This is a genomic window from Brucella anthropi ATCC 49188 (assembly GCF_000017405.1).
GTDB lineage: Bacteria > Pseudomonadota > Alphaproteobacteria > Rhizobiales > Rhizobiaceae > Brucella > Brucella anthropi.
The window spans coordinates 1,652,281-1,678,046 of record NC_009667.1; the positions used below are offsets into that span (position 1 = coordinate 1,652,281).

Here is a 25,766-nt window from a genome sequence, read left to right on the forward strand (position 1 = left end):
AGCTTTGGCTTCAGAGGTCTTGAAGATGACGGCGCAGAAAATGATGGGGTGGAAGGAATGGGCGATGCTTCTTGTTCTTTCCGTTCTCTGGGGCGGTTCATTCTTCTTCAACGGCATTGCTGTTCGAGAATTGCCGCCTTTCAGTATCGTCACGCTTCGGGTGGGGCTGGCTGCGCTCGCTTTGGTCGTATTGATTCGCATGATGGGCCTGTCGCTGCCGAAAGACCGCCGTGTATGGCTGGCGTTTTTCGGAATGGGCTTTCTCAATAATCTGCTGCCTTTCTGTCTCATCGTCTGGGGGCAGACCCAGATTGCCAGCGGGCTGGCTTCCATCCTCAATGCCACGACACCGCTCTTCGGCGTCATTGTTGCGCATTTTCTGACGGCGGATGAAAAGATCACCCGGAACAAAATTGCTGGCGTTTTGATCGGCTTTTGCGGTGTAGCAATCATGATCGGACCCGATGCCATCGGCGGGCTTGGAGGCAATCTGTGGCCGCAGCTTGCGATTCTGTGTGCTGCTTTTTCTTATTCGCTGGCGGGAATTTTCGGTCGCCGCTTCAAAGCGATGGGGGTCGCGCCGTTGATAACCGCTACCGGCCAGGTGACGGCCACGACCGTCATGCTCATTCCGGTGGCTTTGTTGGTCGATCATCCCTGGACGCTGGCCGCTCCGAGCGCGGCAGTCTGGGGAGCGCTGGCCGGTATCGCGCTTCTTTCAACAGCACTCGCTTATGTTCTCTTTTTCCGCATTCTTTCGACGGCGGGCGCGGTCAATCTCATGCTGGTGACGTTTCTCATTCCCGTTAGTGCAATCCTGCTCGGAGTGCTCTTTCTTGGCGAGACTTTGCAAGCCAAGCATTTGATCGGCATGGCAATGATCGCCGCAGGATTGGCAGCCATCGACGGCCGGTTGATAGCAGCGGTATTGCCATCGTCAGGTAAACGAGAAATCTACTGAAACTTGCTGAAGCGCGACAAGGCGATGCCGGATGCGGTTGCAACATTCAGGCTGTCGAACGCAGTGGACATGGGAATTCGCGCTGTTTGCAGCTTCTCAAGCAGGCGTGGCGGTAATCCTTCGCCTTCCGTGCCGAGCAAGAGCGCCTGTCGGCCGTGCTTGGTCGCATCGTAGACACTGAGCGACGATGACGGGCTGAGCGCAAGCAGGTTGAAGTCGGCATCGCCCAGCGCAGCGATGATCTCATCAATGCTTCCACCGTGGAAATAGGGAACTTTCAGCGTGGCGCCGACCGATACCCGAATAGCCTTGCGGTAAAGCGGGTCGCAGCACGTATCGTCCATCAGGACGCAGTCGGCTTCGAAAGCGGCGGCATTGCGGAAGATCGAACCGACATTGTCGTGATTGGAAATGCCGCACAAAACGACGACGAGTGATTTTGCGGGCAGGGTATCCAGCATTGCCTGAAGGCTTGGCGGCGTCTTGCGACGGCCTACTGCAAGAATGCCGCGATGGACATGAAATCCCGCGACCGCGTCCATAACAGTTTGTGGAACGGAATAGACAGGAACCTCTGAGGGCAATTGGCTGAGTTGTTCGCCGAGGCCCGCAAGCCGGTTCTCCAGAACGAGCAGTGATTCTGTCTCAAAACGTGCCGAAGATGAGAACAGGACGTTCAGAACCACTTTACCTTCAGCGATAAACCGCTGCTGGCGTCCTACAAGATCCTTTTCGCGAATATCGCGATAAGGGGACAAGCGGATGTCGTTCGGATCGTCGATCTGCTGGACGCAGCCGTGCGAATGAGTGTCTTGGTTCATCGCACGGCTGTGACCTCATGTGATTATGCGTGAGCGACTGCCGCCAGATTATGTCTGCGCGGTGTTGGACTCATATACAGACTTGAAAGTGTCGACAACATCAACTCGATATGCGGCGAAGAGACCATATAATAGATGGTCTGCGCGTCGCGACGGGTAGAAACGAGGTCAAGGGCTCGCAATTTTGCCAGGTGCTGAGACAAGGCGGATTGGCTAAGGTCAATCGCCTTGGCAAGCGCACCTACCGACATTTCATTATGAAGCAACTTACATAAAATTAGTAATCGCTTATTGTTAGCAAGTGCCGACAGGAAGTCGGCAGCCTGATCTACATTTTCAATTAAATCAAAGAAAGTATTCTCGTTGCTCATTTGCCGTCATACCCCCGTAAGACTCGACAAAGTTAAAAATATACATGCGAATTTTCATAAGCATGCATATTGAAAATAATGCCATATGCAGAATTTGAAAAGCCCTTGCTTATATTCAATCCAGTATAAAGACGTGCAATTTCGTCCCAAAAAAAATGCGGTTTTGTTTCAGGGGACTTTATTTACTGTTTGGTCAGTGCTGTAACAGCTTCCCTTACGGAAGGTGGATTCGAAGGAAAAACGTAACGCAGAACAAGGTCGCCATTGGCGATGTCGACGCCATCCGGATCCAATCCTATCGCCTTCTGCTGATCTTTGACGGTTCCCGCTTTTAAAAGCTGTTGAGCAATTTGCGCAATTTTTGGTGCGTGATACTCGTTCATGCTGTCGAGCGCATTTTGCTCGCTTTCGGCAAAGTCCGCGCTGATCGACGCAGCGCAGAGCAAGTCGTCCTGTGTCAGGTTGAATGCCTTGCCAAAGCCACCATTCAAGCTGGCGCTTTCCAGTTCAAGCCGGAAAAAGACAAAGTCTCCAAGATCCACATAAAGCGAACCCTTCGGATTGTGATTGAGATAACGTCGCCGAATGCGGGGGTAGTCAGCGGCTGTTCTCTCAACTTTCCGGGCCTGACAATGAAGCGTGACGCGCGCATGGGCGAGGGGGTCTCCCTTGCCAACCTCGCCGAGCAGAAGCGAGCAGGCCGGGTTTGCCAGCAGCCCCGGTGTGTGTGCCGCCAATCCGGAAACCAGAATGAGAGGCGTTCCGTCCATATCCGTCGCTACGGAGACACGACTTGCCAGTGGCCTGCCGGTCGCAGCGTCGGAAACGGCGATGGCACCGTAGCGCGATGCCCGCAACAGGGTTTTGGCAAGCTGAATGGCTTCAGGCGTGGTCGGGCGAATTGGATTGGTTTCAGGCATGGCTGTCAGACTCAAATATGACTAATATTATCCACTTAATACTGTGCCTTATTCGATAGAGCCAGCGAATTCGGTGGAGTACTTATGCCGGACATTCAAAACTGCAAGCAATTTCCGATTGATCGGCCGCATTGACGTCGCGCCTGAGTCGGTGATGCATAAGTTGCATTATCCCATGCAAAATGCGTGCGAATAATATTATAAATCAAGGGGCTTTAGCGCAATATTTCGAAATTTCGTCGATTGATGGAATAAAAATCTAACCATTGGGGCCAAAACCCGTTGAGAATGTGAACTGGTTCTACAGATTGCGCTTGCAAAGTGACAGTCCACGCGTTTCGATAAGCGCAAGCTGCGGGCAATGGGGTGCGCGCGGCATGCTTTTCCGTGGAGGCGGACAATAATGAAATTCTACCAAAAACTCCTGGCAGCAACCGCGCTGGTGGCTCTGATGAGCGGTGCTGCATCGGCAAAGACCTTTGTATATTGCTCGCCGGCTTCGCCTGAAGGCTTCGATCCGGCTGCCTATACCGGCGGCGATACGTTCGATGCCTCGGCACATCCGGTCTACAACCGCCTTGCCGAATTCGAAAACGGAACGACGAAAGTCGTGCCGGGTCTCGCAGAAAGCTGGGATGTTTCCGCCGATGGTCTGGAATACACCTTCCATCTGCGCAAGGGCGTCAAGTTCCATTCGAACGACTATTTCACGCCGACCCGTGATTTCAACGCTGACGACGTGATCTTCTCGTTTGATCGCATGCGCAACAAGGACAATCCTTGGCACCAGTACACCGCTGGCATCACCTACGAATATTTCGACAGCATGGAAATGGGTGCGCTGATCAAGGAAATCACCAAGGTTGACGATTATACCGTCAAGTTTGTGCTGAACCGTCCAGAAGCGCCGTTCCTCGCAAATATCTCGATGCCTTTCGCTTCGATCATTTCGAAGGAATACACGGACAAGCTTGCCGCCGACGGCAAGAAGGACGATCTCAATCAGGTTCCGGTCGGTACTGGTCCTTTCCAGTTCGTCGCCTACCAGAAGGACGCCGTCGTCCGCTTCAAGGCCAACGAAAACTATTGGGGTGGCAAGCCGAAGATCGACGATCTCGTCTTCGCAATCACGACCGATCCTGCTGTCCGCGCGCAGAAGCTCAAGGCTGGCGAATGCCACCTGATGTCCTATCCTGCTCCGGCAGACATCAAGGGCCTTCAGGCCGATTCCAACCTCAAGGTTGACGAACAGGCTGGCCTCAATGTTGCTTACTTCGCGTACAACACGCTGAAGGCACCTTATGACAAGCCGGAAGTGCGCAAGGCGTTGAACCAGGCTATCAACAAGCAGGCCATCGTCGATGCCGTGTTCCAGGGGCAGGGCCAGGTTGCCAAGAACCCGATCCCGCCGACAATGTGGGGCTATAACGACAAGGTCGAGGACGACAAGTACGATCCGGAAGCTGCCAAGAAGGCTCTCGAAGCCGCTGGCGTCAAGGATCTGAAGATGAAGCTGTGGGCCATGCCTGTCAGCCGTCCGTACATGCCGAACGCACGTCGTACTGCTGAACTCATGCAGTCCGATCTGGCCAAGGTTGGCGTCAGTGCCGAGATCGTTTCGATGGAATGGGGCGAATACCTCAAGAAGTCGTCCGACAAGGACCGTGACGGTTCCGTCATCCTCGGCTGGACCGGTGACAACGGCGATCCGGACAACTTCCTGGGCACGCTTCTCGGCTGCGCCGGTGTTGGCAACAACAACCGCGCCCAGTGGTGCTACAAGCCGTTCGAAGACCTGATCCAGAAGGCCAAGGTTTCGACTAGCCAGGAAGAGCGTACGAAGCTTTACGAAGAAGCGCAGGTAATCTTTAAGGAGCAGGCTCCTTGGAATACGCTTGCTCACTCGACGGTCTTCGTGCCGATGTCGGCCAAGGTTACGGGCTTCAAACAGAGCCCGCTCGGCGATTATCGCTTCGAAGACGTTGATATTTCCGAGTAAAATCTGACAACACAAGCGGCCGGGTGTAGGGTGATCCCCTGCACCCGGTCGGAGTTTTTGTATGTTCCGCTTCATATTCAACAAGCTCGTCTATCTGGTTCCGACCTTCATAGGCATCACAATCGTGGCTTTCGCCTTCGTCCGGGTTCTTCCTGGCGATCCTGTGCTACTGATGGCCGGCGAACGCGGCGTAAGCCCTGAGCGCCACGCCGAACTGATGGCGCAACTTGGGTTCGATCGCCCGATCTGGCAGCAATATCTGGATTATGTCTGGAACCTGCTGCACGGCGATTTCGGTCAGTCTCTGGTGACCAAGAAGCCTGTTCTCGTCGAATTTTTCGCGCTGTTTCCTGCAACTGTCGAGTTGTCCATCTGCGCGATCATTGTGGCTATTCTCCTTGGCATTCCTGCCGGCGTCATCGCTGCTGTCAAGCGCGGCTCGTGGTTCGATCAGGGCCTGATGGGCATTTCGCTGGTCGGTTATTCGATGCCGATTTTCTGGTGGGCGCTGCTGCTCATCATTTTCTTCTCGGGCGTGCTGCAGTGGACACCGGTTTCCGGTCGTATCTCGCTGCTCTATTTCTTCCCGCCTGTGACCGGTTTCATGCTGATCGACAGTCTGCTGTCGGATCAGAAGGGCGCTTTCGCCTCGGCGGTCTCGCATCTCATCCTGCCGACCATCGTGCTTGCGACCATTCCGCTCGCCGTTATCGCGCGTCAAACCCGCTCCGCCATGCTGGAAGTTTTAGGCGAGGACTATGTGCGCACCGCTCGCGCCAAGGGCCTGCCGGTTCGTCGCGTTGTCGGACTGCACGCACTTCGCAACGCGATGATCCCTGTTATCACGACCATCGGCCTGCAGGTCGGCGTTCTGATGGCTGGTGCGATCCTGACCGAAACGATCTTCTCATGGCCCGGTATCGGCAAATGGATGCTCGATTCCATTTTCCGTCGCGATTATCCGGTCGTGCAAAGCGGACTGCTGCTGATTGCATTCATCATCATGCTGGTGAATCTGGTCGTGGATCTGCTGTACGGCCTTATCAATCCGCGTATCCGGCACAAGTGAGGGTATCATGACACACTCAGCTATTCAGCCGGAAGCCGCGAACGACATTGGCAAGATGCGTGCGCTGAAGGACTTCTGGTTTTATTTCAGCGTCAACCGTGGCGCTGTGATCGGTCTTTTCGTATTCCTCGCGATTATTCTGGTGGCGATCTTCGCTCCATTGATTGCGCCGCACGATCCTACGGAACAGTTCCGTCAATTCGTGAAGGTTCCACCCTTCTGGGAAGATGGCGGTTCGACCCAGTTCCTTCTGGGAACGGATGCTGTCGGGCGTGATATTCTGTCCCGCCTGATCTATGGCGCGCAATATTCGCTGCTCGTGGGCTTTGTCATCGTCATTATTTCGATGTGCCTCGGCATCACCATCGGCCTCATCACCGGCTATTTCGGTGGCGGCGTCGATACGGTGTTCATGCGCATCATGGACGTTATCCTGGCATTCCCGTCGCTCCTGCTGGCTCTGGTTCTGGTGGCGATCCTCGGGCCGGGTCTGATCAATGCCGTTCTGGCGATCACGCTGGTTCTGCTGCCGCACTTCTCGCGTCTCACCCGCGCCGCCGTCATGGCGGAAAAGGAACGCGAATATGTGACCGCGGCCAAGCTTGCCGGTGCAAGCAAGCTGCGCCTGATGTTCAAGACCATTCTGCCGAACTGCCTTGCTCCGCTTGTGGTGCAGGCAACGATGTCGTTTTCCAACGCCATCCTCGACGTTGCGGCTCTGGGCTTTCTTGGCATGGGCGCGCAACCGCCAACGCCAGAATGGGGCACGATGCTTGCCGAAGCGCGTGAGTTCATCCTGAGTGCCTGGTGGATCGTTACTTTCCCCGGCCTTGCTATCCTGATTACTGTTCTCGCCATCAACCTGATTGGCGACGGTCTGCGCGATGCGCTTGACCCGAAACTGAAGAGGAGCTGATCGATGGCTCTGCTTGAAATCAAGAACCTCACGGTTTCTTTCGACACCTCGACCGGCCCGTTCCGGGCGGTCGACGGGATCGACATAAGGGTCGACAAGGGCGAAGTGCTTGCGATTGTCGGCGAGTCCGGTTCAGGCAAGTCGGTCGGCATGCTTGCCGTCATGGGGCTTCTGCCCAAGACGGCAACTGTTACCGCAGACACCATGACCTTCGATGGCAAGGACTTGCAGGCAATGTCCGACAAGGAGCGCCGCAAGATCATCGGTCGTGATATTTCGATGATTTTCCAGGAACCTGTTGCCAGCCTCAACCCCTGCTTCACGGTCGGGTATCAGCTTGAGGAAGTGCTGAAGCAGCATATGGGCATGAACGGCTCGGCGAGCCGTGCCCGCGCCATTGAGCTCCTGGAACTGGTCGGCATTCGCGATGCAGCGGAGCGTTTGAAGAGCTTCCCGCACCAGATGTCGGGCGGTCAGTGCCAGCGCGTCATGATCGCTATCGCGATTGCCTGCAACCCGAAGCTCCTCATCGCCGACGAGCCGACGACTGCTCTCGACGTGACGATCCAGAAGCAGATTCTCGATCTGCTGATGCGGCTTCAGGTGGAACACGGCATGGGGCTCATCATGATTACCCATGACATGGGTGTCGTTGCAGAAACTGCCGACCGGGTAATTGTGCAGTACAAGGGCCACAAGATGGAGGATGCCGACGTGCTGTCGCTGTTCTCTGCGCCCAAGCATCCTTACACCCGTGCACTGCTTTCGGCCCTGCCGGAAAATGCGACCGGCGACCGCCTTCCAACGGTGTCCGATTTCGTCTTTGAAAATAATGGTGCGGGAGAAGCGTGATGAGCGAGATTGTTCTCGAGGCGCGCGATATCAAGCGCGATTATCATGTTGGCGGCGGTCTGTTTGGCAAACCGAAAGTGGTTCATGCCGTCAAGGGCGTGAGCTTCAAGGTCGAAAAAGGCAAGACGCTGGCGATTGTCGGTGAATCGGGCTGCGGCAAGTCCACGTTGGCTCGTATTCTCACCATGATCGATCCGCAGACCTCCGGCGAATTGAAGATCGGCGGCAAGGATGTGAACATCGCTCGCGATGGCCTGACGCCCGAAATGCGCCAGAAGGTGCAGATCGTTTTCCAGAACCCGTATGGCTCGCTCAATCCGCGCCAGAAGATCGGTGACGTTCTGGCCGAGCCTCTGCTGCTGAATACGAACATGTCAGCCGAGGAGCGTCGCGCGAAGGCTATGCAGATGTTGTTGAAGGTCGGCCTCGGTCGCGAACACTTCAACCGCTATCCGCATATGTTCTCCGGCGGCCAGCGCCAGCGTATCGCCATTGCGCGTGCGCTGATGCTCAACCCGAAGCTGCTCATTCTCGACGAGCCGGTTTCCGCGCTCGATCTGTCCGTGCAGGCACAGGTTCTGAACCTGCTGTCTGATCTGCAGGAAGAGTTCGGTCTCACCTATGTTTTCATCAGTCATGACCTTTCGGTCGTGCGCTACATCGCCGATGAGGTGATGGTGATGTATTTCGGTGAGGTGGTTGAATACGGCTTGCGTGACGACGTTTTCAACAATCCGCAGCATGACTATACGAAGAAGCTCTTTGCTGCGACGCCGCGTGCGGATGTCGATGCCATCAAGGCTCGCGTTGAAGCACGCGCTGCTGCCAGACAGGCAGCGCATAGCTGATCTACATCTATATGCAGTCTGAAATGAAAAAAACCGCACATGAAAATGTGCGGTTTTTTGTTTTGAGCATCTCCAGCAAAAGCGCGAACGAATATAAGCGCATTCCGCTCTAGCTGGACGTTCCGCGTTGCTGATGCCAGGCGAGGGCGCGCACGATGTCATCTGCTGCAATCTTGCCGACGATGGCGCCGTTTTCGATGATGCCAACATCGCCGCTGCTGTCTGCCACCGCATTCATCAACTCGCGCACCAGCGTTTCGCGCCGGGCAGTGGCCGCAAAAGGACGTGGCGCTGCTTGGCGATCGAAGGGCACCATGATGTCGCCTGCCCGAAGCACGCCGAGCGGGTTCATATGGGCAACGAAGTCAGCGACATAGTCGTCGGCAGGCTGCAGGAGAATCTCCTGCGGCGTGCCGCACTGAACGATACGCCCGCCTTCCATGATGGCGATGCGATTGCCGATCTTCATGGCTTCATCGAGATCGTGGCTGACGAAAACGATGGTCTTTTTCAATCGTGACTGGAAGGCCAGCAACTCGTCTTGCAGGCGCGTGCGGATCAGCGGATCGAGGGCCGAGAATGGCTCATCCATCAGCAGAATCGGTGCGCCGGTTGCAAAAGCGCGGGCAAGCCCGACGCGTTGCTGCATGCCGCCGGAAAGTTCTCCAACCTTGCGCTTGGCCCAGTCCTGCAGACCGACAAGTTCAAGCTGGTCGCGCGCTTTGGCAAGGCGGTCTTCCTTGCCCATACCGGAAATTTCCAGGCCGAAAGCGACGTTTTCTTCAACCGTACGCCAGGGCAGCAGGCCGAACTGCTGGAACACCATGGAGACGAGTTCGGTGCGCAGATGGCGCAGGGTTCCGCGGTCGGCCTTGCCGACATCTATGGCGCGCTCGCCTTCCCGTACGAGAACGCGCCCGCGCGAAATCGGATTGAGCCGGTTGATTGCGCGAAGAAGGGTGGATTTGCCCGAGCCTGACAGCCCCATCAGAACGAGGATTTCACCTTCCTCAATGTTGAGTGTGCAGTTGTGCACGCCCAGCACGAGATTGGTTTCAGCCTGAATCTGGGAACGGGTGGCGCCGCGATCCGCAAGAGCAAGTGCGTCATCGACATTGCTGCCGAAAATGATGCAGACGTCTTCGAGTGCGATGATGGTCATCCGCGTGCTCCTGATCTTTGTTGGAGCATGATCTGTTCCGAAAACCGATTTCCACTTTTCGGGATCATGCTATTTCTCGCGTCCGGCGCGGAAGATACGGTCGAGCACGATGGCGACCACGACGATGACAAGTCCAGCCTCGAAACCGAGTGCGGTATTGACTGAGTTCAACGCCCGGACAACCGGTACGCCGAGGCCATCTGCGCCGACAAGGGCTGCAATGACCACCATCGAAAGCGACAGCATGATTGTCTGAGTCAGACCGGCAAGAATTTGCGGCATGGCATAAGGCAGCTCAATCTTCCACAAGAGCTGAGAACGCGACGCACCGAACGCTTCACCCGCTTCGATCAGCGATGAGGGTGTGGACGATATGCCGAGGTGGGTCAATCGCACCGGCGCAGGCAGAACGAAGATTGCCGTTGCAAGCAGGCCCGGCACCATACCGATGCCGAAGAAGACAATGGCCGGGATCAGGTAGACGAATGTCGGCAGGGTCTGCATCAGATCGAGCACAGGACGCATTGCGGCGTAAAGCGCGGGGCGATGGGCTGCGGCGATGCCGAGCGGCACGCCGATGGCCATGCAGAGAAAGCAAGCTGACAAAACGAGGGTCAGGGTTTCGAGCGTTCGATCCCAGTAACCCTGATTGATGATGAACAGGAAGCCGATCACGGTCAGCACGACCACCGAGATACGACGCTGGATCAGCCACGCGATGACAGCGAAGATTGCGATGAGAAGCAGAGGGTGCGGGAGCTTGAGAAGAAAAAGCAGCCCGTCAATGAGGCTTTGCATGACGGCGGCGAGGGTATCGAAAAAGCCGCCCATATTGTCCGTCAGCCAGTCCACCACGGATTTGGCGGTCGGTCCGACAGGGATCTTGTAGTCCGTCAGCCAGTTCAACGATCAAGTCTCCTGCTGCGTGCTAGAGCATTTCCGGCAAAGGTGCGATGCGATTTGCGTAGGATAATGCGTAAAAACAAAGAGAAAGGGTGCGGGCATCCTTGAAACTGCCGGGCCGCGTTTGTCGCCGCCCGGCAGCATGTCGGGATTAAAGACCGAGTGCCGCCTTGACGGCTGGCAGGCCTTCCTTGCCGTCGACGGTGGTTACACCGGCGAGCCACTGGTCGAGTGCGCCCGGATTGGCTTTCAGCCAGTTGGTTGCAGCCTTCGAAGGCTCTTCGCCATCATCGAGAATCTTGCCCATGATGTCGTTTTCGATATCGAGCTTGAATTCCAGATTGGTGAGGAACTTGCCAACATTCGGGCATTCCTGCGTGTAGCCGGTGCGAACGTTGGTTTCGACCTTGGCGCCGCCGAGATTGGGGCCGAAGAAATCGTCACCACCGGTGAGATACGCGATTTCGAAACGCTTGTTCATGGGATGAGGCTCCCATGCCAGAAAGACGACCGGTTCCTTGCTCTTGATGCTGCGCGCGACCTGCGCCAGCATGCCCTGCTCGGACGATTCCGCCAGCTCGAATGACTTGAGGCCGAAGGCATCCTTGTTGATCATGTCGAGGATCAGGCGGTTGCCGTCATTGCCCGGCTCGATGCCGTAGATCTTGCCGCCGAGCTTATCCTTGAACGTGGCGATATCCTTGAAGTCCTTGAGGCCTTCGTCATAAGCATATTTTGGCACGGCAAGCGTGTATTTCGCGCCGGTCAGATTGGTGCGCAGCGTCTCGACGGTCTTGTTGTCCAGATAGGGCTGGAGGTCGGCGGTCATGGACGGGTTCCAGTAGCCGAGGAAGACGTCGATGTCCTTTTTGCTCAGCGATGCATAGGTCACCGGCACGGAAAGAACCTTGATGTCCGTCTTGTAGCCGAGACCTTTCAGGATTTCTGTCGCCACCGCGGTCGTCGAGGTGATGTCGGTCCAGCCGACATCCGAGAAACGGACGGTCGAGCAGCTTTCAGGTTCGGCGGCGAAACCGGTTGCAGGCGCGCTCAGCATTGCCGTTCCCGTGGCAAGCCCACCCAAGGCAAGCGTAAGCATATAGGTCGATACGGACTTCATTGTTCTCTCCATTTACCGGGCCGTTTTGACGGATTGATTGTTTTTCCGGTTCCAGCTTTAGCAAACACCAAAGATTGCGCCATTCAAGTACCACAGCGGCGAAAATGTTCTCGATTGCGACGTTGGTCGCAGTTTCCGGCGGAAAACCGTTTCGCACCTGACTTGAAACTGCTGTCACTCATCATTTTCCGGAACCGTCGGCCAAGGGGAAACGGGCTGGATTGCCACGCATTTGGCCGAAGCGAGTTGGCGCCATGTTACGGATCGGCCCTCGGGATTCAACCCTGTCAGCGGAAAATGACGGATAAAATCAGTTGGATGACCGTTCCAGGTTGTCGAAAAGATGAGCACACTCTATTTGAGAGCGTGAAGCCTTTTCAGGTTTGGCTGCTTGCGAACGGGACTTGTAATGCATAGGTCCATGGGCGATGCAGAAGCGATGGAAAGCCCGGATTTTCGGGCAAAAGGAAGGATTTTTTACAGTGTGGAATGCAGTAAAGGGCGTTTTTTCCTTCCTGGGCCGTTTCATCGCCGCGCTTGCTCGCCTGATTGCCATTCCGCTCGGCGGTTTGTGGCGGCTTTTCCTGCGGCTCGGAATTTTGTGGAAAGTTGCGGTTGCGGTCGTCGTGATCGGTCTTGGCGGTCTTTACGTCTATTTCATCTGGCAGACTCAGGTATGGACGAATTTCGATCCCGACTATCCGGCCAAGTACAGCTATCAGGATGCGACCACGCCCGGTGAAGAGGTAAAGGCGCAGGCCGCACCGGCTGCGCCGTCCACCGCAGCACCCGTGGAACAGCCTGCTGCCACGCCTGAAACCAATCAGACTGGCGATGCCGCTCCCACGAATCAGTCGGTTCAGGCGGCACAAATCCCGTCTTCGGCCCGCAAATGCTCACGCTCGGCGATAGCGGAAGTTGCCGCTGATCTCACCGATTTCAACGTGAACCAGAACGCGTGGATTTCATCCATGCTGCTCTACAAGACCGGTCTTTTCGGTCTGGACTGGGATCGCACGCCATTCCTCGACAACAAGGCGTCGTTCCAGCGCGGCATCAATGCAGCGGTACGCCGTACCGCGATTGAGCTCGTCGACAATATCGGCCGTCTGCGCGGCACGTCGCAGATCGACGGCGATCTGCAAAAGGCGCGCGGTAATCTGCAGTTTGCCGAAGATTCGTGGTATTTCGGCCTGAGCCCGTTCGGTCCGAAGACGCCGACGCCGAGCTATTACCGTTCGGCGATCAAGGATCTGCGCTCCTTCAACGGACGGCTTGAAAACTGTCAGGCGACCTTCGATGCCCGCGCCGACAATCTGATCCAGTTTGTCGACCGTATCGCAAGCGACCTCGGTTCGACTTCGGCCATCCTCAAGGACCGTGCCGAGAATTACCACGCCGGCTGGTTCGATACGCGTGCAGATGACCGTTTCTGGTTCGCCTATGGTCAGCTCTATGCCTATTACGGCTTGCTGCGCGCCGCACACTCGGATTTCCGCGGCGTTCTGGCCGAGAAGCACCTCGACGGTGTGTGGGACGAGATGGAAAAGCAGATGCGTGCCGCGCTCGACATGCAGCCTTTCATCGTTTCCAACGGTAGCCCGGATGCATGGTTCACGCCGTCGCATCTGACCACGATGGGCTTCTACATTCTGCGTGTCCGTTCGAATCTGGTCGATGTGAAACAGGTTCTGGAGCGCTGACCGGCAATGGAACTGCCAGCTTCATTGCGACAGGCGGTAGATGCTGCGCTTGAGGGCGTGGCATTGGCCGATCTGAAGCGCGCATCTGAAATGCTTTCACGCCGTTACCGCGCCGAGACGCGGGACGGACGCATGCATATTTCCGATGATCTTGCCGCGAAGGCCTATCTGGCAGCACGTTTGCCTGCGACCTATGCGGCGGTTCGCGCGAGTATGGACAGTGCAGCCGAGGTTTGTCCCGATTTCGCGCCGCAAACCATGCTCGATGTGGGTGCAGGGCCGGGAACCGCCCTTTGGGCGGCAAAGCAATGCTGGCCCATGCTTCATTCGGCAACGATGATCGAGGCCAGTCCTGCGATCAGAGCTGTGGGCAGCGATCTTTCGCAAAATTGCGGATTTTCCGACCTCGACTGGCGGGCAGGGGATGTGGTTCGGGAGAAACTTGATTTTCCGCAAGCCGATCTCGTGACCATTGCCTATGTGCTTGACGAGCTTGCTCCTGAAAAGCGGCAGGCACTGATTGAGCGCTTGTGGGCGTCGGCACGGCAAATGCTGGTGATCGTGGAACCCGGCACACCGGCAGGCTGGCAGCGCATTCTCGATGCACGCCGGGCGCTTATTGCGGAAGGCGCAATCATTGCGGCGCCTTGTCCGCACCAGCTCGATTGCCCGCTGGTCACCCCTGACTGGTGCCATTTTTCGCGCCGCGTTGCGCGCTCGCGTATTCATCGTCTGACCAAAGAAGCCGAAGTGCCGTGGGAGAATGAGAAGTTCATCTATCTTGCTGCGGTGCGCGAGACGGTCGATGAAGTGGAAGCGCGGGTTATCGCGCCGACACGGGTTGGCGGCGGCAAAGTTTCGGTTAAACTCTGCAAGGATGACGGCAGGGCGGAAGAACGCCTTCTGACCAAGCGCGACGGTGATCTGTTCCGTTGGGCACGTCGCGCCGACTGGGGCGATGCATTATTGAAAGATTGAGCTGGAACCAAAGCCCGGAACGAAAGCGATGAAGATCAGTCTGGTCCAGTTACGTTTGCTTGAAGCTGTCGCGGAAACCGGCAGTGTCGGTGCTGCTGCGCGGCGCTTGCGGCTCACGCAATCGGGAGCCAGTCAGGCGATTGCGACATTGGAAAAAATCCTCGGGGTCGATGTGCTGGCGCGAAAGCGCGATGGAGCCGCCCTGACGGCGTTCGGGCAATCGATCCTTGCCGATACCAAGGCCGCCCTCGCGGCAGTCGACCGGATAGAGCAGCAGGCACGGTGCAGTGCTTCCGGCGCGCCCGAACGGCTGCGCGTCGCGGCAATTCCAAGTCAGCTTGAATATGTTCTGCCCGGTCTGCGAAAGACGTTTCAGCGGCTTTATCCCGGTATTGAATTCAGCGCTTTCGAGGGCGGGCACGACGATGTGAGTCTATGGGTGCGCGATGGTATCGCCGATCTCGGCATTACATCGCTGCCGACACCCGAGCTTGAAGCACGGGAAGTTGGCCGCGAAGAACTTGTCGTGGTGGGGCGGCGTGACGATCCCTTTATGCGCAACGACACAATCACTGCCGGGGACCTGCGGGATCGCCAGTTGATCGCCGCAGCAGGCTGCGAAATGATTATCGACAGGATCATTCATGGCGATGGCGAAATGCGCAGCGAGCAGGTGCGCACCCGCGACGTTGCCACGGTGCTGGAAATGGTGCGCCATGGCATCGGCACGACGCTTCTGTCAGAAATCAGTCTGCCGGGGGCCGATCTGCATGGATTGCGGGCGCGCCGCCTCAATCCGCCGACGTTTCGCACCGTTTATATTGTTTTTCGGGTCGACAGTCCGGTCCGGCATCTGGTCGAACGGTTCTGCGACGTGGCGCAGGACGCCAGAAGCAGAGCGGCATAAGAAACTCTAATATCTCATATCTCGCTTATCCGTGACGCTCGCGCATATCAGGGATGCAATAGTCTGCGCTCTTCCCTTATCCTGCAGCGAGTGACCATGACGGCAATTACCGAAACCACCCCGACAAGCTCGACTTCCGATACCATACGCGGTCTGGCCTGGGGGCTGTCCGGGGTTCTCGTGTGGTCCGGTTCGTTCGTCCTGACCCGTTTCGGGTTCAAGACCGCACTGACGCCTTTCGACATCATTGCGTTGCGTTTCGGCGTGGCGGGGCTGGTGCTGTTGCCGGTGGTTCTGGTGAAAGGGTTCGGCTTTCGCAAGCTCGGTCCGCTCGGCTTTGTGCTTCTGGTTTCCGGAGCAGGTGTTCCCTATGCGCTGCTGACCACCTGTGGTCTGCAATATGCTCCGGCATCCCATGCAGCAGCGCTCATTCCGGGGCTGATGACAGCAATGGTTGCCGTTCTGGGTATGGCGCTTCTCAAGGAACGTCTTGCGCCGTCGCGCTGGTCCGGGGTCGTGCTGATCCTGATCGGCGCCATGCTGATCGCCGGTCTGTCGCAACTGGGCGGACCGGAAATGCTCGGGCACTTTTTCTTTTTCGTCGCGGCACTCGTGTGGGCGATTTATGTCATGGTGTTTCGCAGAAAGGGAATGGACGGGCTGCATGCGACGGCCATCGCGGCTGTCACCTCGGCAATTGTCTATTTGCCGATCTATATGCTCTTCCTGCCCAAGGGGCTTGGCGCGACATCCTGGGGTGATATTGCCTTGCAGGGTTTTTATCAGGGCGTACTTACTTCGGCCTTTGGCGTCTTTGCCTTCAACCGTGCCGTTGTGCTGCTGGGAACGGCGGCAGGGGCAGCGCTATCAGCACTGATCCCTGTCATCACTCTGGTTCTGGCGCTTGTTCTTCTGGGCGAGGTGCCCGGTTGGACCGACACGCTCGCCGCCTTCCTGATCAGTCTCGGCGTGCTGGCACTGAACAGGAAGGGCAGGAAGCGTATAGCATCATGAAGCCTGCAGGACTGGCCTTGCAGCAGGACGGTTGATGATGAACACCATGGCCGCAGCGGCAAAACACATGGCACCGGCGAGGATCAGGGCAGGGGTGTAGCTGTCATAGTCGGTGCGCACGAGCCCGGCGAAAGCGGCTGCGGCTGCGGCTCCGATCTGGTGGCCGGTGAACACCCAGCCGAAAACCAGCCCGGCCTTTTCCGGGCCGAAACGTTCGGCGGCGAGCTTGACGGTTGGCGGCACGGTCGCCACCCAGTCCAGCCCGTAAAAGACGGCGAACAATGCCAGTTCGTAGACGGTGAAGTCGGTGAAGGTCAGATAGATCAGCGAGAGACCGCGCAACGCATAGAACCAGAACAGAAGCCAGCGATTGTCGAACCGGTCGGAAAGCCAGCCGGACATAATCGTGCCGATCAGGTCGAATGCGCCGATCACGGCAAGGATGCCAGCCGCACCGACCGGCGCAATTCCGAAATCACCGCAAAGCGTGATCCAGTGCGTCTGGATCAGGCCGTTTGTGGAAAAGCCGCAGACGAAGAAGGTCAGGAACAGGACCCAGAAAGTTGCCGTTGAAGACGCTTCGCGCAACGTGACGAGGGGTGAGGCCAGCATGGTGCTGAAGCTCATTCTGGGTCCGGGTGCCGGGAGCGGTGCCGTGCGGCCGTAAGGCTTCAAGCCGATATCCGCCGGATGGTCACGCATCAAAGCGAGAACCAGCACAAGCGCGGCAACAAGGAAGCAAACGACGATGGTGAGCGACGTTCGCCAGCCGATGGTCTGGCTGACACTGGCAAGGATCGGCATGAAGACGAGCTGGCCGGTGGCATTACTGGCTGTCATCAGGCCGACGACCAGACCGCGCCGCTTTTCGAACCAGCGTGCTGCAACGGTTGCACCGAGCACGAGCGCCGTCATGCCGGTGCCAAGGCCGATCACCACGCCCCAGAGCGCAACCATCTGCCATTCCTCGGTCATGAAAATGGAACCGACAAGCCCTAGTGAAATCATGATGAGAGCGGCTGCAACCACACGACGCAAGCCGAACTGGTTCATGAAGGCTGCCGCAAACGGCCCCATCAGGCCGAAAAGAACGAGGCGAAGCGCCATTGCGAAGGAGATATTCGCATTCGTCCAGCCGAATTCACGCTGGAGCGGTTCGATCAGGATACCCGCAGACCCCATGGCTGCTGCTGTCGCCAGCATGGTCAGGAAGGTAATGGCGGCGACGACCCATCCGTAATGGATGTTCCTCTGGGCGAGAAAGCTGGCAAGGCGGGCAGAAATCATCTTTGGCGCTTTCGGGTTTAAGCTGGTTTCAAGCTGGCTTTTGGCCAGCCGTGCGGTTGATGGCGAAACCGTTCGCTCCATAACGGGCGCGTGGCTTCAGGTCATTGTTTTCAGTCAAGGGACAACCGGTCTCCGGTCAATCGAGGCTGCGTAACAGGCTTTCCAGCTGTTCCACGCCATCCTCTCCCAGCCTGGCTTCGATTTCTTCCTGCGCCTGATCCCAGAGCGGGCCGCCGCGTTCCACAAGATCGCGACCGTCTGCCGTCAGCGTTACACTGGTCTCGCGATGGTCGTCGCTGGCCGCAGGCTCAATCAGCCCCATGCGCTGCAGAACCTTCGCATTGCGGCCCATGGTCGACCGATCCAGCTCGGACAGATGTGCAAGTTCGGTCAGCGAGATGGAACCCGCACGACGGATTTTTCGCAACGTACTGAACTGCGCGACATTGATGCCAAGCGGCGCCAGAGCGTTGTCATAGACGCTCGATGTCTTGCGGGCTGCCTGGCGCAGAAGGATACAAAAACACGGATGTGACATATTGCGGGTATATACCCGTAAATAAGCGATAGCAAGTTGGAAGTGAAAAGTAGGGAGTTCGTTGCTGCCATTCTGCTGACAGCAACGATGTCTTCAGGTAGGGCTTGTCGCCGGTTCAGACGGCGATATAGGCGGTTTCCTTCACTTCCTCCATCACGGCGTAAGTGTGCGATTCCCGCACGCCGGGCAGAGAAAGAAGCGCCTCCGAAAGGAAACGCCGATAGTGATCCATGTCGGATACACGGGCTTTGACGAGATAATCGAAGCCGCCCGCAACCATGTGGCATTCCAGAATGTCGGGATTGTTGCGGGTGAAGGTCGAGAAGGTTTCAAAGACTTCCGGCGTGGTGCGATCAAGCTTGATCTCGATAAAGACCAGCATGGCCCGGTCGAGCATCTTGGGTGAAAGCCGTGCCGAATAGCCGAGAATATACCCTTCACGGGTCAGTCGTTTGACGCGTTCTGCAGTTGCCGTCTGCGAGAGATTTATGCGATCGGCCAGTTCGGTATTGGTCAGACGCCCGTTCTCCTGAAGGGCGCGCAAAATACTCCTGTCCATCGCATCGAGATTCTTCATCAGTTGTCCCCAATGGCCGCTTATGTGTGACGGCTCTGTTCTTGATTTTTGCATATGTGTTTGAGTTGCCACGGAAATCAATCCGAAATCGGTCCCCGACGCAAGATGAAACTTGTTGGGTGGTCCTACAAATTTTTGAACTACTCGGATGAATTCGGCTTAAACGTAAGCATATATGCAAATAACAATCACAGGTTGTAAATTATGCGCAACCTGTGATATGTATAGTGCGCATACTGAAAGTTATATTGCACCTGTAAATTTTGGCATGGGGTAAGGGGGTGTTTGAAACTGGAGGAATCGTCCCATTCCTTCCGTTTCGTTTATCCCGGTTCTGAGGAAATCCGGACAGCCCCAAACTGTCCGGATTTTCTTTTGCGAGACCTGTAGAACTTTGTCCCGAAGATGGCCCGCGTGGCACATTTGGGTGGCTGAATTTTCCGGTTGCAAGCGAACACATTGAACGCTAACAGTACGTCCATGAACATTTCGCGCAATATCGTCATCAACGGTTGGTGGTGGGCCCGCTAAAAGCGGCCACGCAGGCGTTTGTGCATTTGCGTTTAGAAAACAGGCCGCTGGGATTATCCGGGCGGCCTTTTTGTTTGGCTGTTTGAATAAGACTGGCGGGGAAACCGGGTTCTGGAAATATTCGGAAACAGTTGAGATTTGGGATAGCCGATCATGAATGCGAAGATTGCGGATAGCGAGATATTCCAGCACGAGACGGCAGGCGGCATCGTCGTCGAGCGCGTGCGTCACCTCACGGCCTATAAGGGCGCGATCGAGACCTATATCGATGCGCTGAACGAACGGCGTGGTGCGGTGTTTTCGTCGAACTACGAATATCCGGGCCGCTATACGCGATGGGACACGGCTATCGTCGATCCTCCGGTGGCCATCACGTCACGCGCCCGCACCATGCGCATCGAAGCGCTGAATGCGCGCGGCGTCATTCTTCTGCGGCCTATCCTGGACACGGTAAAGGCTCTTGCCGAAGTAACGGTCGACAAGGCCGAAGAAAACCGCATCGAGCTGACCATTGCCGAGCCGAGCGGAACCTTCATCGAGGAAGAGCGCTCGCGCATGCCTTCGGTCTTCACCGTTCTGCGTGCCATTGTAGGTCTGTTCTTCTCTGAGGAAGATGCCAATCTCGGTCTTTACGGTGCCTTCGGTTACGATCTGGCGTTCCAGTTCGATCCGGTTCAGTACAAGTTGAAGCGCCCCGACGATCAGCGCGATCTGGTGCTGTTCATCCCCGATGAAATCTTCGTGGCCGATCACTATGCGGCACGTGCCTGGGTGGATCGTTATGAATTCACCTGCGGTGGCTCATCCACGCATGGTCTCGCACGGGCAACGCCTGCACAGGCCTTCAAACCATCGGAAGCCAAGCTTGCGCGCGGCGATCACAATCCGGGCGAATATGCGAAGCTCGTAGAGCGCGCCAAGGAAAGCTTCAAGCGCGGCGACCTCTTTGAAGTGGTCCCGGGCCAGACCTTCTATGAGCGCTGCCATACCGCGCCATCGGAAATCTTCCGCCGGTTGAAGACGATTAATCCGTCGCCCTATTCGTTCTTCATCAATCTGGGTGACAACGAATATCTGGTCGGCGCATCGCCGGAAATGTTCGTGCGGGTCAACGGACGGCGTATCGAAACCTGCCCCATCTCCGGCACGATCAAGCGCGGCGAAGATGCGATTTCGGATTCGGAACAGATTCTGAAACTGCTGAATTCCAAGAAGGATGAATCCGAGCTGACGATGTGCTCGGACGTGGACCGCAACGACAAGAGCCGTGTCTGCGAGCCGGGTTCTGTACGCGTCATCGGTCGTCGCCAGATCGAGATGTATTCGCGGCTGATCCATACGGTCGATCATATTGAAGGGCGGCTTCGCGACGGCATGGATGCTTTCGACGGGTTCCTCAGCCATGCATGGGCTGTGACCGTGACCGGCGCACCGAAGCTGTGGGCGATGCGTTTCCTTGAGGAAAACGAACGTAGCCCGCGCGCATGGTATGGCGGCGCCATCGGCATGATGCACTTCAATGGCGACATGAACACCGGCCTGACGCTGCGCACCATCCGCGTGAAGGATGGCGTGGCCGAAATTCGGGCTGGTGCAACGCTTCTGTTCGATTCCAATCCGGAGGAGGAAGAAGCCGAAACCGAATTGAAGGCATCGGCGATGATCTCGGCTGTGCGTGAAGCGCAGAAGAGCAATCAAATTGCGGAAGAACGCGTGGCGGCAAAGGTGGGTGAGGGGATATCGATCCTGCTCGTTGATCATGAAGATTCCTTCGTGCACACGCTCGCCAATTATTTCCGCCAGACCGGTGCTACGGTCTCGACGGTGCGTTCGCCTGTCGCCGAAGATGTGTTCGACAGGGTTAAACCTGACCTCGTGGTCCTGTCACCCGGACCGGGCACGCCGCAGGATTTCGATTGCAAGGCGACCATCGACAAGGCGCGCAAGCGGGAACTGCCGATCTTCGGTGTCTGTCTTGGATTGCAGGCACTGGCAGAAGCCTATGGCGGTACGCTGCGCCAGTTGCGTATTCCGATGCACGGCAAGCCGTCGCGCATTCGCGTGTCGAAGCCGGAGCGGATATTCTCGGGCCTGCCAAAGGAAGTGACGGTCGGGCGCTATCATTCGATCTTCGCCGATCCGGAACGTCTGCCAGACGATTTCCTGGTGACGGCAGAGACTGAAGACGGTGTCATCATGGCTTTCGAACACAAGAAGGAACCGGTTGCCGCCGTTCAGTTCCATCCGGAATCCATCATGACCCTTGGTCATAACGCCGGAATGCGCATGATCGAGAATGTGGTGACGCATCTGGCGGGCAAGAACAAGGCGCGCCGTACCAACTACTGATCGAACGCTTTTCGTTCCGATTTCGAGCCAGCCGCAGCCATCGCTGCGGTTGGCTTTTTTGTGCGCTTGCTATGCTTGCCCATTGCCTGCTTTGGCAACTCATTTGCAACTGTAATGCCTTGCATTTGCAGGAGAAAATTAAATGCCGTAACTGAAAAAACAGGGGTACGAAGTTTCGCTTTTCTGGGGTATAGAACGGCGGTGAATTGCTGCTGCATATGCCAGATGCGTTGTGGATGTGTCCCGCGCGCTGGAGCGTATCCCGAAAAGTGTGAAACGGTTTTCGGATCAGATGCGCGGTTCAAAACAAACACGTAGAGCACCGATCTGATTCAATCAGATCGAATTGCGCTCTAGTAAATGAGTGAAGGGCTGTGCGTAGGCCCGTCTCGATTTCGGGACAAGATAACGATATTCAAAGGTTCATCATGGACGCGAGTGCAAAGGTTCGGCGGCTTGCCGCTTGGTCTATTCCCGTTGCTTTTGGTGTGATGGGTCTGAAATATCTGGCCTATGCATTGACCGGTTCCGTGGCCCTTTATTCGGACGCGCTGGAATCCATCGTCAATGTGATCGCGGCAATCGGCGCTTGGTGGGCAATTCGGGTCAGCTATCTGCCCGCCGATGACAATCATCCCTTCGGTCATCACAAAGCCGAGTATATTTCGGCTGTTGTGGAAGGCGTTCTGATTACGGTCGCCGCACTTTTGATCTTCCGCGAGGCTTGGTTTGCGCTTCAATCACCGCGAACGCTCGATGAACCCTGGCTTGGCCTTGGCATCAACACGGTAGCCGCAGTCATAAACGGCTTGTGGGCATCATTGTTGATTCGCACTGGTCGCAAGTTCCGCTCGCCTGCGCTGGAAGCCGACGGCAAGCACATCATGACCGATGTGTTCACCTCCGTGGGCGTTCTCGTCGGTCTTGTCGGTGCGGTCGTGACCGGTTGGGCCATACTCGATCCGCTGCTTGCTATTCTGGTGGCAATCAACATTCTCTGGCAGGGCTGGCATGTCATCAATTCCTCGGTGCAGGGATTGATGGACATTGGTGTCGAGCCGACCGAGGAAATGCGCATTCGCGATGTCATTTCGGCTAATGCGGGCGGTGCCATTGAGGTTCATGACCTGAAGACCCGTATCGCTGGCCGTGTAACCTTCATCGAGTTTCATCTGGTCGTTGCGGCGGAAATGAGCGTCGGCGATGCCCATGTGATTTGCGACCGTATCGAAGACGCCCTGAAGAAGCAGATCGATAGCGCGCGCGTGGTGATCCACGTCGAGCCGGAGGATGAGGCCAAGCTGCCGCCGGGAACCAGCGCGGTGCCCTTCGCCTGAATGAAATACTGTCTTGCACAGTACAAATCGCGCGTGTAAAAGCTTTTCCATGACGATCAGAAACGCAACATCCTTGGAACATTCCGCAGCCGCCTTCGGCGCGCGCGTTGATGTTTGCGTTCTAAACTCGCTTCTTACCCTCGGCCTTAGCGGCGATCGCCGGGCTCGCTGAAAGGAGCGTCCGGCGGTCGATCTCCGGTCGCAGGCCTGTGCTCCTTTCCAGAAAACCCTTATAATCGATCAGTAGTATCCGCGCTTGACGGGCTTGAATGCCGTCGAAAGCCGGGAGGAAACGAAAATGAATCAGTCCGTCGCCACGCCGCAATCGAAATCCATTTCCGAGCGCAAAGGCATGCCTACTGCAGGCAGCAAATATTCGCCTTTCCCGGTTCCGCAGCTCGATGACCGCACCTGGCCGTCCAAGCGTATCGAAAAGGCACCGATCTGGTGTTCGGTCGATCTGCGTGATGGCAATCAGGCCTTGATCGACCCCATGGGCCATGACCGCAAGGAGCGCATGTTCCGCCTGCTGGTCGATATGGGTTTCCCGGAAATCGAAATCGGTTTTCCGTCCGCTTCGCAGACGGATTTCGATTTCTGCCGCTGGGCCATCGAACAGGGCAATGTTCCCGACGAAGTGGATTTGCAGGTTCTGGTCCAGTGCCGCCCAGAACTGATCACGCGCACTTTCGAAGCGCTTGAAGGCGCCAAGTCGCCGATCATCCATTTCTACAATTCCACCAGTGAATTGCAGCGCCGCGTGGTCTTCGCCAAGGATGTTGGCGGTATCAAGCAGATCGCGACCGACGCTGCCAAGATGATCATGGATATGGCTGCGAAAGCGGGGGGCGGTTATCGCTTCCAGTATTCGCCCGAAAGCTTTACGGGCACTGAGCTGGATGTGGCGCTGGAAATCTGCAATGCGGTCATCGAGATCGTGAAGCCGACCGCAGACAACAAGCTGATCGTCAACCTGCCTTCGACCGTCGAGATGAACACGCCGAACATCTATGCCGACCAGATCGAATGGATGTGCCGCAACCTCGACAATCGCGAGAACCTGATTGTCTCGCTGCACCCTCATAATGACCGTGGCACGGGCATTGCTGCAACCGAACTGGGCTTGATGGCTGGTGCCGACCGCGTTGAAGGTACGTTGTTCGGCAATGGCGAACGCACCGGCAATGTCGATGTGGTGACGCTGGCACTCAACATGTACACGCAGGGCGTGGACCCTGAGCTGGACTGCACCGACATCAACCGGATGAAGGAAGTCTATGAATATTCGAACCAGTTGAAGATTGCCGAGCGCCATCCTTATGTCGGCGAGCTGGTCTATACGGCTTTCTCCGGCTCGCATCAGGATGCGATCAACAAGGGCATGAAGGCGCGCCGTTCGGCCAATTCGCCGATCTGGGAAGTGCCCTATCTGCCGATCGACCCGCAGGATGTGGGCCGTTCCTATGAAGCGATCATTCGCATCAATTCGCAGTCGGGCAAGGGCGGTATCGCCTATATCCTGCAGGCGGATTATGGCTTGAACCTGCCGCGCAACCTGCAGGTCGAGTTCCGCGAGATCATCCAGAACATTACCGATGAAGAAGGCAAGGAACTGCCGTCGAAGCGCATTCACGAGGAGTTCCAGCAGCTTTATGTGACGCAGCCCAATGCCCGCATCAAGTTCGTCGATCATCACACCATGCCCGATCCGGAACAGAAGGGCCGTCGTATCCTGACCGCCGAAATCACCGATAACGGCGTGACCAAGAATATCGAGGGCAAGGGAACGGGACCGATTGACGGCTTTGTCGACGCGCTGTCGAAATATCTCGGCGTGAAGATGTCGGTCGTTGACTATTCCGAACATTCGCTACAGCAAGGTTCGGATGCTTCGGCCATCTCCTATGTCGAAATGGCTCATCCGGGCGGCAAGCTGTTCGGCGCCGGTATCAACGACAATATCGTCAGTGCTTCGCTGGAAGCCATTGTCTCGGCTGCCAACCGGGTGATTGGTAAGTAATTTCAAGAGCAGACTGCCAATGAAAGGCGGCACATCGTGCCGTCTTTTTGCTTGTGGTGGCTATCAACTGTTGAGTTTCTTCAAGAGAATAGCCTCCAATTGTTTGCTTTTGAAATGTGATAACGTTTCATTTAGATCGATTAGTGTATCCTTTAAAACTAATTGGTGTTCAATGAATCGCTTTTTACTATGTGTTGTTTCGTTAACTGTTATTTCCGGATGTGCGTCGCAGGCAAATAAAATTGAGCCAAGTTACGCATCATCAGCGGCTTATGATTCTCTTTCCTGTCATGCACTGAAAGAAGAAGGTGTTCGTCTTTCTGCCAGTGCGGCGACGGCGGTTGGGCGTCAAAACGCGGCAGCAAAAAATGATGCAATCAAAACGGGCGTCGGCCTGGTGTTGTTCTGGCCAGTATTGCTGTTCAATGAGGGAAATGGTGTCAAGGCTGCCGAAGTCGCTCGTCTAAAGGGCGAGATGCTGGCTCTGGAGCGAGCTGCAGGACAGAAAGGATGCAACATCACGTTCCGCAGTTATTAGAGATCAGTTGGAGCTGCCGTTCCCGGTAAGAACTGCGTAAACTTC

The 25,766-nt window shown here is 56.4% G+C and carries 24 protein-coding genes; 14 read left to right on the top strand and 10 right to left on the bottom strand.

Annotated elements, in window-relative coordinates; translation table 11 throughout:
• Nucleotides 1-25: 25 nt before the first annotated feature.
• Nucleotides 26-961 (top strand): DMT family transporter, encoded by a 936-nt coding sequence (locus tag OANT_RS08220; RefSeq protein ID WP_012091627.1) that lies wholly within the window; start codon nt 26-28, stop codon nt 959-961.
• On the opposite strand, the gene OANT_RS08225 is transcribed toward OANT_RS08220, so the two are convergent.
• The 3 genes from OANT_RS08225 to OANT_RS08235 form a co-directional block, all read right to left on the bottom strand.
• Nucleotides 955-1,782, bottom strand: coding sequence for a TrmH family RNA methyltransferase (locus OANT_RS08225; RefSeq protein ID WP_012091628.1), 828 nt, complete (start codon nt 1,780-1,782; stop codon nt 955-957). The two genes, OANT_RS08220 and OANT_RS08225, sit on opposite strands and share 7 nt — an antisense overlap.
• A gap of 23 nt (nt 1,783-1,805) precedes the next feature.
• Nucleotides 1,806-2,153 carry an ArsR/SmtB family transcription factor gene (locus OANT_RS08230; protein ID WP_010659564.1) on the bottom strand — a complete coding sequence of 116 codons (348 nt, stop codon included), beginning with the start codon at nt 2,151-2,153 and terminating at the stop codon, nt 1,806-1,808.
• A 182-nt stretch (nt 2,154-2,335) separates the two neighbouring features.
• Nucleotides 2,336-3,073: a HugZ family pyridoxamine 5'-phosphate oxidase gene (locus OANT_RS08235; protein ID WP_012091629.1), complete on the bottom strand. Its 738-nt coding sequence runs from the start codon at nt 3,071-3,073 to the stop codon at nt 2,336-2,338.
• 403 nt (nt 3,074-3,476) lie between these two features.
• Here OANT_RS08235 and OANT_RS08240 point away from each other — a divergent pair, with 403 nt between their 5' ends.
• The 5 genes from OANT_RS08240 (at nt 3,477) to OANT_RS08260 (ending at nt 8,757) form a co-directional block, all read left to right on the top strand.
• On the top strand, nt 3,477-5,072 hold the full coding sequence (locus OANT_RS08240; RefSeq protein ID WP_010659566.1) for an ABC transporter substrate-binding protein: 1,596 nt from the start codon (nt 3,477-3,479) through the stop codon (nt 5,070-5,072).
• Nucleotides 5,073-5,133: 61 nt separating this feature from the next.
• The gene (locus OANT_RS08245; protein WP_010659567.1) at nt 5,134-6,141 is read left to right on the top strand and encodes an ABC transporter permease subunit; all 1,008 of its coding nucleotides are present in this window, start codon (nt 5,134-5,136) and stop codon (nt 6,139-6,141) included.
• A gap of 7 nt (nt 6,142-6,148) precedes the next feature.
• Nucleotides 6,149-7,057 carry an ABC transporter permease subunit gene (locus tag OANT_RS08250; protein WP_010659568.1) on the top strand — a complete coding sequence of 303 codons (909 nt, stop codon included), beginning with the start codon at nt 6,149-6,151 and terminating at the stop codon, nt 7,055-7,057.
• Nucleotides 7,058-7,060: 3 nt separating this feature from the next.
• Nucleotides 7,061-7,909: an ABC transporter ATP-binding protein gene (locus tag OANT_RS08255; RefSeq protein WP_012091630.1), complete on the top strand. Its 849-nt coding sequence runs from the start codon at nt 7,061-7,063 to the stop codon at nt 7,907-7,909.
• Nucleotides 7,909-8,757 (top strand): dipeptide ABC transporter ATP-binding protein, encoded by an 849-nt coding sequence (locus OANT_RS08260; RefSeq protein ID WP_012091631.1) that lies wholly within the window; start codon nt 7,909-7,911, stop codon nt 8,755-8,757. Before OANT_RS08255 ends, OANT_RS08260 begins: the two co-directional genes overlap by 1 nt.
• 109 nt (nt 8,758-8,866) lie before the next feature.
• Here OANT_RS08260 and choV read toward each other — a convergent pair whose 3' ends face one another.
• The 3 genes from choV to OANT_RS08275 all read right to left on the bottom strand — a co-directional run bounded on the left by choV (nt 8,867) and on the right by OANT_RS08275 (nt 11,942).
• A complete protein-coding gene (gene choV, locus OANT_RS08265; RefSeq protein WP_010659571.1) occupies nt 8,867-9,919 on the bottom strand; it encodes a choline ABC transporter ATP-binding protein in 1,053 nt (350 codons plus the stop codon).
• 69 nt (nt 9,920-9,988) lie between these two features.
• Nucleotides 9,989-10,825 (bottom strand): choline ABC transporter permease subunit, encoded by an 837-nt coding sequence (choW, locus tag OANT_RS08270; RefSeq protein ID WP_012091632.1) that lies wholly within the window; start codon nt 10,823-10,825, stop codon nt 9,989-9,991.
• A 148-nt stretch (nt 10,826-10,973) separates the two neighbouring features.
• Nucleotides 10,974-11,942, bottom strand: a complete 969-nt coding sequence (locus OANT_RS08275) for a choline ABC transporter substrate-binding protein (protein WP_010659573.1) — start codon at nt 11,940-11,942, stop codon at nt 10,974-10,976.
• A gap of 428 nt (nt 11,943-12,370) precedes the next feature.
• Here OANT_RS08275 and OANT_RS08280 point away from each other — a divergent pair, with 428 nt between their 5' ends.
• From OANT_RS08280 to OANT_RS08295, 4 genes are all read left to right on the top strand, one after another.
• Nucleotides 12,371-13,645 (top strand): DUF2333 family protein, encoded by a 1,275-nt coding sequence (locus OANT_RS08280; RefSeq protein WP_012091633.1) that lies wholly within the window; start codon nt 12,371-12,373, stop codon nt 13,643-13,645.
• 6 nt (nt 13,646-13,651) lie between these two features.
• On the top strand, nt 13,652-14,623 hold the full coding sequence (locus tag OANT_RS08285) for a small ribosomal subunit Rsm22 family protein (protein WP_012091634.1): 972 nt from the start codon (nt 13,652-13,654) through the stop codon (nt 14,621-14,623).
• Nucleotides 14,624-14,651: 28 nt separating this feature from the next.
• On the top strand, nt 14,652-15,530 hold the full coding sequence (locus OANT_RS08290) for a LysR family transcriptional regulator (RefSeq protein ID WP_012091635.1): 879 nt from the start codon (nt 14,652-14,654) through the stop codon (nt 15,528-15,530).
• Nucleotides 15,531-15,626: 96 nt separating this feature from the next.
• The gene (locus OANT_RS08295) at nt 15,627-16,544 is read left to right on the top strand and encodes a DMT family transporter (RefSeq protein WP_012091636.1); all 918 of its coding nucleotides are present in this window, start codon (nt 15,627-15,629) and stop codon (nt 16,542-16,544) included.
• Here the strand turns inward: OANT_RS08295 and OANT_RS08300 are convergent.
• The 3 genes from OANT_RS08300 to OANT_RS08310 form a co-directional block, all read right to left on the bottom strand.
• Entirely contained in the window at nt 16,539-17,831 is a 1,293-nt protein-coding gene (locus OANT_RS08300; RefSeq protein WP_040130084.1) for an MFS transporter, read from the bottom strand. The genes OANT_RS08295 and OANT_RS08300 overlap by 6 nt on opposite strands.
• Nucleotides 17,832-17,967: 136 nt before the next feature.
• Complete coding sequence (locus OANT_RS08305; RefSeq protein ID WP_012091638.1) at nt 17,968-18,369, bottom strand: MarR family winged helix-turn-helix transcriptional regulator; 402 nt, start codon at nt 18,367-18,369, stop codon at nt 17,968-17,970.
• Nucleotides 18,370-18,484: 115 nt separating this feature from the next.
• Entirely contained in the window at nt 18,485-18,946 is a 462-nt protein-coding gene (locus OANT_RS08310; RefSeq protein WP_006472719.1) for an Lrp/AsnC ligand binding domain-containing protein, read from the bottom strand.
• A 684-nt stretch (nt 18,947-19,630) separates the two neighbouring features.
• Between OANT_RS08310 and OANT_RS08315 the strand changes: the two genes are divergently transcribed.
• The gene (locus OANT_RS08315; protein WP_012091639.1) at nt 19,631-21,826 is read left to right on the top strand and encodes an anthranilate synthase component I; all 2,196 of its coding nucleotides are present in this window, start codon (nt 19,631-19,633) and stop codon (nt 21,824-21,826) included.
• Here the strand turns inward: OANT_RS08315 and OANT_RS26365 are convergent.
• Entirely contained in the window at nt 21,820-22,140 is a 321-nt protein-coding gene (locus OANT_RS26365; RefSeq protein ID WP_125300050.1) for a hypothetical protein, read from the bottom strand. The genes OANT_RS08315 and OANT_RS26365 overlap by 7 nt on opposite strands.
• Nucleotides 22,141-22,254: 114 nt before the next feature.
• On the opposite strand from OANT_RS26365, the gene OANT_RS08320 reads away from it, so the two are divergent.
• The 3 genes from OANT_RS08320 to OANT_RS08335 all read left to right on the top strand — a co-directional run bounded on the left by OANT_RS08320 (nt 22,255) and on the right by OANT_RS08335 (nt 25,721).
• Nucleotides 22,255-23,163, top strand: a complete 909-nt coding sequence (locus OANT_RS08320; protein WP_010659582.1) for a cation diffusion facilitator family transporter — start codon at nt 22,255-22,257, stop codon at nt 23,161-23,163.
• 298 nt (nt 23,164-23,461) lie between these two features.
• Complete coding sequence (gene leuA, locus OANT_RS08330) at nt 23,462-25,183, top strand: 2-isopropylmalate synthase (RefSeq protein ID WP_012091640.1); 1,722 nt, start codon at nt 23,462-23,464, stop codon at nt 25,181-25,183.
• A gap of 19 nt (nt 25,184-25,202) precedes the next feature.
• Entirely contained in the window at nt 25,203-25,721 is a 519-nt protein-coding gene (locus tag OANT_RS08335; RefSeq protein WP_231771195.1) for a hypothetical protein, read from the top strand.
• The last annotated feature ends 45 nt before the right edge of the window (nt 25,722-25,766 follow it).